Source organism: Streptomyces sp. NPDC127129 (genome assembly GCF_042671585.1).
Classification (GTDB): Bacteria; Actinomycetota; Actinomycetes; order Streptomycetales; family Streptomycetaceae; genus Streptomyces.
This window is the reverse complement of record NZ_JBHXTV010000008.1, coordinates 324,023-333,214: the sequence shown is the minus strand read 5'-3', so window position 1 is coordinate 333,214 and position 9,192 is coordinate 324,023. Positions and strand designations below refer to the sequence as shown.

8 protein-coding genes and 1 pseudogene are annotated in these 9,192 nt (G+C 70.7%); 5 read left to right on the top strand and 4 right to left on the bottom strand.

The genetic code is table 11. The features are described 5' to 3' along the window. Positions 1–220: 220 nt before the first annotated feature. Positions 221–2,521 (top strand): FG-GAP repeat domain-containing protein, encoded by a 2,301-nt coding sequence (locus ACFVGW_RS18240; RefSeq protein ID WP_385852682.1) that lies wholly within the window; start codon positions 221–223, stop codon positions 2,519–2,521. 90 nt (positions 2,522–2,611) lie between these two features. Here ACFVGW_RS18240 and ACFVGW_RS18235 read toward each other — a convergent pair. Continuing rightward, positions 2,612–2,698: pseudogene (locus ACFVGW_RS18235) on the bottom strand (glutamine synthetase); the annotation flags it as partial. 970 nt (positions 2,699–3,668) lie between these two features. Continuing rightward, positions 3,669–5,030 (bottom strand): glutamine synthetase family protein, encoded by a 1,362-nt coding sequence (locus ACFVGW_RS18230; protein ID WP_352188302.1) that lies wholly within the window; start codon positions 5,028–5,030, stop codon positions 3,669–3,671. Positions 5,031–5,311: 281 nt separating this feature from the next. Here ACFVGW_RS18230 and ACFVGW_RS18225 point away from each other — a divergent pair, with 281 nt between their 5' ends. The 4 genes from ACFVGW_RS18225 to ACFVGW_RS18210 all read left to right on the top strand — a co-directional run bounded on the left by ACFVGW_RS18225 (position 5,312) and on the right by ACFVGW_RS18210 (position 7,568). Next, positions 5,312–5,647, top strand: a complete 336-nt coding sequence (locus tag ACFVGW_RS18225) for a hypothetical protein (protein ID WP_385852681.1) — start codon at positions 5,312–5,314, stop codon at positions 5,645–5,647. An 82-nt stretch (positions 5,648–5,729) separates the two neighbouring features. Next, positions 5,730–6,383 carry a DUF3105 domain-containing protein gene (locus ACFVGW_RS18220; RefSeq protein ID WP_383229525.1) on the top strand — a complete coding sequence of 218 codons (654 nt, stop codon included), beginning with the start codon at positions 5,730–5,732 and terminating at the stop codon, positions 6,381–6,383. Positions 6,384–6,385: 2 nt separating this feature from the next. Next, complete coding sequence (locus ACFVGW_RS18215) at positions 6,386–7,021, top strand: DUF305 domain-containing protein (protein WP_385852703.1); 636 nt, start codon at positions 6,386–6,388, stop codon at positions 7,019–7,021. Positions 7,022–7,148: 127 nt separating this feature from the next. After that, complete coding sequence (locus ACFVGW_RS18210) at positions 7,149–7,568, top strand: CBS domain-containing protein (RefSeq protein ID WP_352188298.1); 420 nt, start codon at positions 7,149–7,151, stop codon at positions 7,566–7,568. On the opposite strand, the gene ACFVGW_RS18205 is transcribed toward ACFVGW_RS18210, so the two are convergent. Further along, entirely contained in the window at positions 7,553–8,386 is an 834-nt protein-coding gene (locus tag ACFVGW_RS18205; protein ID WP_385852680.1) for an alpha/beta fold hydrolase, read from the bottom strand. The genes ACFVGW_RS18210 and ACFVGW_RS18205 overlap by 16 nt on opposite strands. Then, positions 8,383–9,081 (bottom strand): DUF998 domain-containing protein, encoded by a 699-nt coding sequence (locus ACFVGW_RS18200; protein ID WP_385852679.1) that lies wholly within the window; start codon positions 9,079–9,081, stop codon positions 8,383–8,385. The genes ACFVGW_RS18205 and ACFVGW_RS18200 overlap by 4 nt, the downstream gene beginning before the upstream one ends. Positions 9,082–9,192: the final 111 nt, after the last annotated feature.

Sequence of the window (9,192 nt, the reverse complement as noted above, 5' to 3'; positions counted from 1 at the left end):
GGGCGGCCGCCCCCCCCCCTCCCCTGCGGCGGGGGCCCGCGGGGGTGCGGGCGGGGCGCCGCCCCCGCCGGGGGGGCGGGCGGGGCCCCCCGGGTCCCGCGCGGCTCGCCGCGTTGGGGGCGGGCCCGAAACACGCGTACAACCCTCCGGTCCGAACACGAGTCTCATGAAACGGCGCCAGCAACATCACTCGTCGATTCGATTGACACTGGAGGAACTTTTGAAGTCCACGCGTACGACCCGTCGCGGTGCCTCCGCCGCGATCACCACGGTCCTCGCTGTCACTCTCGGTGCGGGCGCCTTAGCTCTTCCGGCCGGTGCCGCGTCCCTGCCCGCCGCCGTGACGGGCGGCGACGCGGGAACGCAGACGGCATCCGTCGCGTACCCGGCGAAGGCGTTCGCGTTCAGCGCGGCCGGAAAGACCGGATTCCTGACCCGCGGGTGGGAGGGAGGCACGCGGCCGGTGCTCAAGTGGACCCGGTTCGCAGACGGTTCGACCACCACGATCGACGCCCCGGTGGCCGATTCCACCGCCTCGGACGTGGTCATGACCGGACTGGGGCAGACCCCTCGCCGTTCCCTGGTCGTGAAGCTGCACGACATGGCCGCCGGCGGTACGACCGTCACGATCGACCTCGGCGCACTGAACGGCGTCTACGTGAAGGCCGTTTCGCGGGACACGGTCCTGGCGGAGATGAAGAAGGCCGACGGATCCTTCGAGCTGCGCCTCGTCACCCGGACCGGCACCACCGTCACGCAGCGGAAGATCGAAGGTATCCCGTCCGGGGCTTCGGACATCACCTCCACCCCCGCGCGTGACGGCTCGGTCCTCGTCGACTACGCCCTGCAGAGCGGGACCCCCGGGACGTGGCGGCGCGAGTACGCCGTGGTGGACCTCGCCGCCGCCAAGGTGGTCTCCACCCACGAGACCGACGGGGCCTCCAGCGGCCAGGGGGAGTTCAGCGCGCTCTCCGCCACGCACCTGGCCTGGACGGGGGACGGGGGCAAGTACTACACCGTGGACCGCGCCACCGGTGAGGAGTCCATGACCGACCTCCATCTCGCCGAGGGGGAGCGCAGCGCCGTCGGCCTGCTGGGTACCTGGGCGATGTACGGGACCCCGGGGCGGCTCGCGGGAGACGGCACAGGTGTCGCGCGGCCTCTGATCCCCTTCACGGCGAAGTCCCTGACCTCGGGCGAGACGTTCAAGCTCCTCGACTACGTCAACACGGCCAAGCCCGGTCCGGACAACACGCTGCTCGTGCGCGGCGGCACCGTCGAGCACGGTGAGGGGCTCTACCGGATCAGCCTCGGCGCGAACGGTAAGCCGGCCGCCGAGCTGGTCGCCTCCACCGGAGAGCCGACCCAGCTCGTCCACCTCGCCACGCAGATACCGCCCACCGTCGACCTCGCCGCCCCGGGTCCCCTCCTCAAGTGGAAGCTGTCCCGGGAGAACGCCGACGTCGATCTGAAGATCACCCACCGCGGCACCGGCAAGTCGTTCTCGAAGAAGCTGCACCTCTACAGCGAGTCCGCGGGCAGCCCCTTCTACTACGGCAACGGGGTCTTCGGCATCAGCTGGCCGGAGATCGCGGCCGAATCGGAGATGGGCAAGGAGGCCGCTGTCGGGGAGTACGACTGGTCGTTCACGGCCACTCCGCAGAACGGCGTCGGTCCGGACGTGAAGGCCTCCGGGAGCTTCACGGGCGCCAAGGGACTCTCCTCCCTGCACGACCAGGACCTGGACGGCGGCCCCGACCTGCTGGGCCGCGATGCCCAGGGCGTGCTGTGGGAGGCCCGCACCGAGTACGACGTCGCCAAGAAGACCCTCGTGCCGATCTACAGTGCCTACAAGGTCGGTGGCGGCTGGCAGATCTACGACCGGATCGAGACGGTCGGCGGCATCGGCCCCGGTTCCGCCGACTTCGTCGCCCGGGACAGGAACGGCGTCCTCTGGCTGTACGACGTGACGGCCAGCGCCTACGGGTCGTCCCTCGCGGCCCGGAAGCAGATCGGCGGCGGCTGGAACACGTACACCCAGCTGACCGGCGGCAGCGACCTGAACGGCGACGGCCGGGGCGACCTCGTCGCCACCGACAAGGCCGGCGCCCTCTGGCTCTACACCAACACCGGCAACGTCAGCGCCCCCTTCGCCAAGCGCCAGAAGATCGGCACCGGCGGCTGGGGCATCTACAACCAGATCACCGCCACCGGCAACATCGGCGGCGCCGCCGCCGGCGACCTCGTCGCCCGCGACAAGGCCGGCGTGCTCTGGCTCTACCTCGGCAAGGGCGACGGCACCTTCGCCGCCCGCAAGCAGATCGGCGGCGGCTGGAACGCCTACACCGACACCATCGGCATCGGCGACGCCAACTACGACGGCCGCCCCGACCTCTACGCGTACGGCCCGAACAACACCGGCTGGTTCTACGCGGGCACCGGCGACCAGACGACCCCCTTCGCCCCCCGGACCTCCAGCCCGGCCCTGACCGGAGACCGCACGTACAACCACGTCTCCTGACCCACCCGCAGTGAAACGCCTCAGGGCCGACGGTTCACCACCGTCGGCCCTGAGCCGTCTTGTCGCGGGTCTACCCGCTCCGACCTGCGCTTACAGCACCGGCAGGTTCTTCCGGAGCTCGAAGGCCGTGACCTCGGAGCGGTACTCCTCCCACTCCTGCTTCTTATTGCGCAGGAAGTGACGCCCCGCCAGCGTCACCTGGCGCCATCCCGAACGGGGGAAGGGCTAGCGGGGCCAGGCCGGATCTCGCAACCGCGCCTTTACCTCAAGTGGGTAGCTGCTGCAGTCTCCAGAGCGGTGTGGGCGGCTCGTGCAACGTCGCCTGCGGCATCGACTGCCGTACGGTCGGTGGACTCCGCCTCACCCAGCGCGATGGAAGCGGCAACCAGGTCCACAGCCAAGCGGGCGATTTCGGGATCGATCCCGGAAAGCCGGAGTTCTGAGAGGGCCTTGGTGAGCTGAGACCTGGCTGCATAGCGCACTGACCGAGTCTCATACGTATCGGCCCCTCCCTCCCGTCGCGCATTGTGCCTGAGGTACTGGACCGCTCGGTGTTCCGCCGCACTCCCAAGCAGCTGTGCCACTACGGCCCGTTGCGCCTGCTGGTCACGGTCGCGACGTGCGGCCCGACTGGTCAGATGTTGCATACTCCCAGTGACCATGGCGCCCAGCAGGGTGCCAAGCACGGCGATCAGTGCAGTTCCCATGATTCCCCCCACAGTCAGCCCGTTTGCGGCCTCGGATACTAAGTTTGAGGTGCGTCAGAACTTCACTTGGAACCCTCAGCCTAAGACCGCGGCTCATCCGTCGCACGGTCCCAGTCTGCGCAGCGAGAGCAGATCTTCGGGTGTTCCGCGCCCCACGTAGCATGCGAGAGCGCAGCTTGTGTGGTGGGGGGACGCTCTCGTCTGCCTCAGTCCCCGGCAGCAATGTGAAGCCAATCAAACGCTCCCGTGACCTGGCTCCCCGCGCTCCAGCGCCTCCGCTAGACGTATCCATCTGGACGGCCCCCTGAGCGAGGCGAGGGGTTGCACCTCCACACCGAGGTCGCGGCATCGCGGTGGGCTCCCCGTGCATGCAGGGCCGACGGTTCACCACCGTCGGCCCTGAGCCGTCTTGTCGCGGGTCTACCCGCTCCGACCTGCGCCTACAGCACCGGCAGGTTCTTCCGCAGCTCGAACGCCGTGACCTCGGAGCGGTACTCCTCCCACTCCTGCTTCTTGTTGCGCAGGAAGAAGTCGAAGACGTGCTCGCCCAGCGTCTCCGCCACCAGTTCGCTCTTCTCCATCAGGGCGATCGCCTCGCCCAGGTTCTGCGGCAGCGGCTCGATGCCCATCGCGCGGCGTTCCGCGTCCGAGAGGGCCCAGACGTCGTCGTCCGCGCCCGCCGGGAGTTCGTAGCCCTCCTCGATGCCCTTCAGGCCCGCCGCCAGCAGGACCGCGTAGGTCAGGTAGGGGTTGGCGCCCGAGTCGATCGAGCGGACCTCGACGCGGGACGAGCCCGTCTTGCCCGGCTTGTACATCGGGACGCGGATCAGGGCCGAGCGGTTGTTGTGGCCCCAGCAGATGTACGACGGGGCCTCGCCGCCCGCGCCCGCGCTGCGGGCCGAGCCACCCCAGATGCGCTTGTAGGAGTTGACCCACTGGTTCGTGACGGCCGAGATCTCGGCCGCGTGCTTCAGCAGGCCGGCGATGAAGGAGCGGCCCACCTTGGAGAGCTGGTACTCCGCACCCGACTCGTAGAACGCGTTGCGGTCGCCCTCGAAGAGGGAGAGGTGGGTGTGCATGCCCGAGCCCGGGTACTCCGAGAAGGGCTTCGGCATGAACGTGGCCTGCACGCCCTGCTCCAGCGCGACCTGCTTCATGACCAGGCGGAAGGTCATGATGTTGTCGGCCGTGGAGAGCGCGTCGGCGTAGCGGAGGTCGATCTCCTGCTGGCCGGGGGCACCCTCGTGGTGCGAGAACTCCACCGAGATGCCCATCGACTCCAGCATCGTGATGGCCTGGCGGCGGAAGTCCATGCCCACGTTCTGCGGGGTGTGGTCGAAGTACCCCGAGTTGTCCGCCGGGGTCGGCTTCGTGCCGTCCAGAGGCTTGTCCTTCAGCAGGAAGAACTCGATCTCGGGGTGGGTGTAGAAGGTGAAGCCCAGGTCCGAGGTCTTGGCCAGGATGCGCTTGAGGACGAAGCGCGGGTCCGCGAAGGACGGCGAGCCGTCGGGCATGAGGATGTCGCAGAACATCCGGGCCGTGCCCGGAGCCTCCGCGCGCCACGGCAGGATCTGGAACGTGCTCGGATCCGGCTTGGCGATCATGTCCGACTCGTATACACGGGCGAAGCCCTCGATGGCGGAGCCGTCGAAGCCGATGCCCTCGTCGAACGCCTGCTCAAGCTCGGCGGGCGCCACGGCCACCGACTTCAGGAAGCCGAGCACGTCGGTGAACCACAGCCGCACGAACCGGATGTCTCGCTCTTCGAGCGTCCGGAGCACAAATTCCTGCTGCTTGTCCATTTCCACACCCATCTTTGCTGGTCAGGCCGCCTGTTCCCACCGCCTCGGGCACATCGGGGGGCACCTGAGCATCCCACCACATGGTTTCGCGCACGTTGCACACCCATAGTGCCTGCTCGTGTGTGACTCAGGTAACGCCGGACCGGCCGGTTCCGTGCGTCTGTTCCCCTCGCGGGTCCCCCGTACTTGCCCCCGGATCCCCACTTCCGGCCCATGGGCCACTACGATCTCCGCACATGGGGGGCCCTCCACTCGTACGCCTGTCCAGGCGCGCGCGTCCCATGGCACTGGCGAGTGCCGTGGCGACGCTCCTCGCCGCGCTCTTCGTCTGTCTGGGTGCCGGTGACACGGCCCCGTCCCACGACGAGACCACACGGGCGCACCACCGGGTCACGGCCGCCGAGCACGAGTACGTCTGCCCGTACGACCGCGGCGACTGCTCCCTGTTCCCCTCGCTCAGCCCGGCGGTGCTCACCGCGCCGCCGCTCGACCCCCCGCAGCACGCGGAGGGCCGGCTCCCGGGCCCCGTACCGGCGCACCCCTCCGGCCGGGCCTTCCGCTCCGACGCGCAGCCGCGCGCGCCGGACCTGCACGTCCTTCAAGTCATGCGGACGTAGCCGGCGGGCCGCATCCATCCCCGCCCCCGGCTCACGCCCGACGCCTGATGCCAACCCCCCATCCGAGAAGGACGACATTCACATGGCCGCCAACCGCTCCGCCAACGCCGACCGCCGCGCCCGAATAGAGGAGATGCGCCGCGCCGAGCAGGCCCGCGAGCGCCGCAACCGCTTCATCACGATCGGCGTCTCCGCCGTCGTCGTCCTGAGCCTGGTCGGCTTCGGCGGCTACGTGCTCAACAAGCAGTCCGAGAAGAAGGAGCAGCAGGAGGCCGCCGCCAAGGCCCCCATCCAGGACGAGAAGTCCTGGGACGCCAAGAAGCTCGGCCGCAACCACGTGACGACCCCGGTCTCCTACGAGATGAAGCCCCCGGTCGGCGGTGACCACGACCAGGTCTGGCAGAACTGCGACGGCGACGTCTACAAGACGAAGATCGCCGAGATGAACGCGGTGCACTCGCTGGAGCACGGCGCCGTCTGGGTCACGTACAGCAAGAAGGCCGCCGAGGCCGAGGTGAAGAAGCTGGCGGAGAAGGTCGGCAAGACCCCGTACTCGCTGATGAGCCCGGTCGACGACCAGTCCGGCGCGATCATGCTGAGCGCCTGGGGCAAGCAGGTGACCGTGGACAGCGCGAGCGACCCGCGGGTCGACGCCTTCTTCACCAAGTACGTGCAGGGCCCGCAGACCCCCGAGCCCGGCGCGGCCTGCACCGGCGGTGTCGGGGCGACCCAGTGAGGCTGACCCGTACGCACGGGGCGTCGATCGCCGCCGTCGTCCTCGCGCTGCTCTTCGCCGGGGGCGCCGTCACGGTCGCCTCCGCCGAGCGGGAGGAGGCGCCGGCGACCCCGGTGTCGGCCTCCGCGGACGCGGGCTTCGCCCGTGACATGGCGGTCCACCACCAGCAGGCCGTCGAGATGTCGTTCATCGTCCGGGACCGCACCGAGGACGAGGAGGTGCGCCGGCTGGCGTACGACATCGCCAACACCCAGGCCAACCAGCGCGGCATGATGCTGGGCTGGCTGGACATGTGGGGCCTGCCGAAGGTCGAGTCCGGCACCGAGCCGATGACCTGGATGGGCATGGACGGGCACGGCGGCGGCGGTCCGCTCGACGGGGCGCTGATGCCGGGCATGGCGACCAGGACCGAGATGGAGCGGCTGCGCAAGGCCAGTGGCAGGGAGGCGGAGATCCTCTACCTCCAGCTGATGACCGACCACCACAAGGGCGGTGTGCACATGGCCCAGGGCTGTGTGGACAAGTGCTCCGTGGAGATCGAGAAGAACCTCGCGCAGGGCATGGTCGACGGCCAGGAGTCGGAGATCGCGCTGATGGCGGACCTGCTGAAGGCGCGGGGCGCGAAGCCGCGCGCCTGAGGGCCGCGGATCGGCGTACGCGACGGCCCCCGTGACCTCAGCGGTCGCGGGGGCCGTCGCGTACGCGGACAATGGTGGGGGCTCGGGGACGTACGTACGACGACGTTTCTACGGAGGTACGCACCCCATGACCACGGCGAAGGACATCATGCATCCGGGGGCCCAGTGGATCCCCCGGCACGAAACGCTCGACCGCGCGGCGCAGCTGATGCGCGACCTCAATGTGGGCGCGCTGCCCATCGCCGACGAGCACGAGCGGCTGTGCGGCATCATCACGGACCGCGACATCGTGGTCGGCTGTGTCGCCATGGGCCATGACCCCGCGAAGGTGACCTGCGGGGAGATGGCGCAGGGCACCCCGCGCTGGATCGAGGCGGGGTCGGACGTGAGCCAGGTCCTGGACGAGATGACGGGGCACCAGATCAGGCGGCTGCCGGTCATCGAGAACAAGCGTCTGGTGGGGATGATCAGCGAGGCCGATCTGGCGCAGCATCTCAACGACGAGCAGATCAAGGAGTTCTGCGCGACCGTCTACGCCTCCTCCTGATCCCGTACCGCGCGCGCCACGGCGTCCGGGCGGTCCCACATCATCAGATGGCCCGACGGTTCGACCGCCTCGTACCGGGCGCCGAGCCGTCGGGCCAGTGCGCGCTGGCGGCCCGCCCAGCGGGCGGAGCCGTCGGGGGCGGCGAGGACGGTGACGGGGCGCTCCGGCGGCAGCGGGAACCGCTCGCGCAGGGCGAGGAGTTCGGCGGCGACCGCGCGGTAGTGGGTGTTCTCCAGGAGCGTGCCGTGGAGCACGCGTGAGGTGGAGTACACGCGCCGGACGAGGTCGGCGGGTGCCGGGTCGCCGCCCCGGGCGCGGGAGAGCCGTACGGTGGCGCGGCGGGCGGCGGGGCCGAGGGCGGCCGGGACGCCTGCGGCGGAGAGCAGGGTCCCGAGTCCGCGGGCGGCGGCGGTGCGCAGGGCGGGGGCGGCGGGGGTACGGGCGTGTTCCTCGACGGACGCGTCGACGAGGACGATCCCGGCGGTACGTTCCGGGTGGAGGCGTGCGAAGGCCTCCACGTGGAACCCGGCGATGGAGTGCCCGACGACGGTGGCGGGCCCGGGCAGGGACAGCGCGTCGAGGAGGGCCGCGACGCGGTGGGCCTCGCCCGCGGCGCTCGGCGGGACGGCGGCCGGGGCGGAGAGGCCGTGGCCGGGGCGGTCGAAGCGGACGACCGTGTGGGTGGGAGTGAGCAACGGGACGACCGCGTCCCAGTCGAACCAGCTCATCCCGAGGCCGGCGCTGAGGACGCAGACGGGTCCGGTGCCCTCGACCACGGCGTGGTGGGCCACGCCCCCGACCCGTACGAACACGCTCACGTTCTCTCCCTGGCCACGGAGACGGCGAGTACTCCGAGCCAGAGTGCCACGAGGAGGAGCTGGATCCGCTGGCCGGCCCCCAGCCACCAGAGACCCGCGCCGGCCTCGAAGGCGGCGACGGCGGCCAGGGTCCAGGCGGTTGCGGCGAGTTCGAGGACGACGAGGACGGCGCCGGTACGCGCGAGGGGCCGCCAGATCCGGTAGCGGCGGGCGGCCAGGGTGAGGGCGACCATGGCGGCCAGGGCACCGGCCATGGCGAGGCCGGAGCTGACGGCGTGCGCGGTGTGCGTGGCCGGGACGAGGCCGGAGGCCTCACGGGCGGCGCACGCGGGGTCGACGGTGGGCGCGCAGCTGAGCGGCAGCCGGGAGTCGGCGGCGGTGGCGGCGCCGAACAGCCCGAGGGCGAGCCACCCGAGGAGGACGAGGGGGCGGCGGGTCGTGGTGGGGGTGCGCCGGGCCGACCGGAGCGCCGTGGCGGCCGCCGCGAGGAGGAGCAGCCCGGCCGTGAGGTCGGTCGCGCGGAAGAGGCCGCCGAACGGCTGGTCGGTGGCGGCGAGTTCGGAGACGTACGTCCGGACCGGGTCGAGCCCGGTCCGGACGACGACTTCGACGACCCAGGCGGTGTAGGCGAGCGCGCCGAGGACGAGGAGGACCGCGGTGACTCGCGCGGCACTGCCGGGACGAGAAGGGGACATAGTGGTACGGATGTTAGGCGGACGGCCCCGGGCCGCGCCGACCGGGGTGGCGTCGACGGGCCCGGCGCGGCACCCTCCCCCCACCGGTTGTTCACAAAATCCCTGGCTCCT

Excerpts from the sequence above, each read along its gene's own strand:
- ACFVGW_RS18200 (WP_385852679.1), bottom strand. The coding sequence starts at position 9,081 with ATGTCCCCTTCTCGTCCCGGCAGTGCCGCGCGAGTCACCGCGGTCCTC.
- ACFVGW_RS18220 (WP_383229525.1), top strand. The coding sequence starts at position 5,730 with ATGGCCGCCAACCGCTCCGCCAACGCCGACCGCCGCGCCCGAATAGAG.
- ACFVGW_RS18210 (WP_352188298.1), top strand. The coding sequence starts at position 7,149 with ATGACCACGGCGAAGGACATCATGCATCCGGGGGCCCAGTGGATCCCC.
- ACFVGW_RS18230 (WP_352188302.1), bottom strand. The coding sequence starts at position 5,030 with ATGGACAAGCAGCAGGAATTTGTGCTCCGGACGCTCGAAGAGCGAGAC.
- ACFVGW_RS18225 (WP_385852681.1), top strand. The coding sequence starts at position 5,312 with ATGGCACTGGCGAGTGCCGTGGCGACGCTCCTCGCCGCGCTCTTCGTC.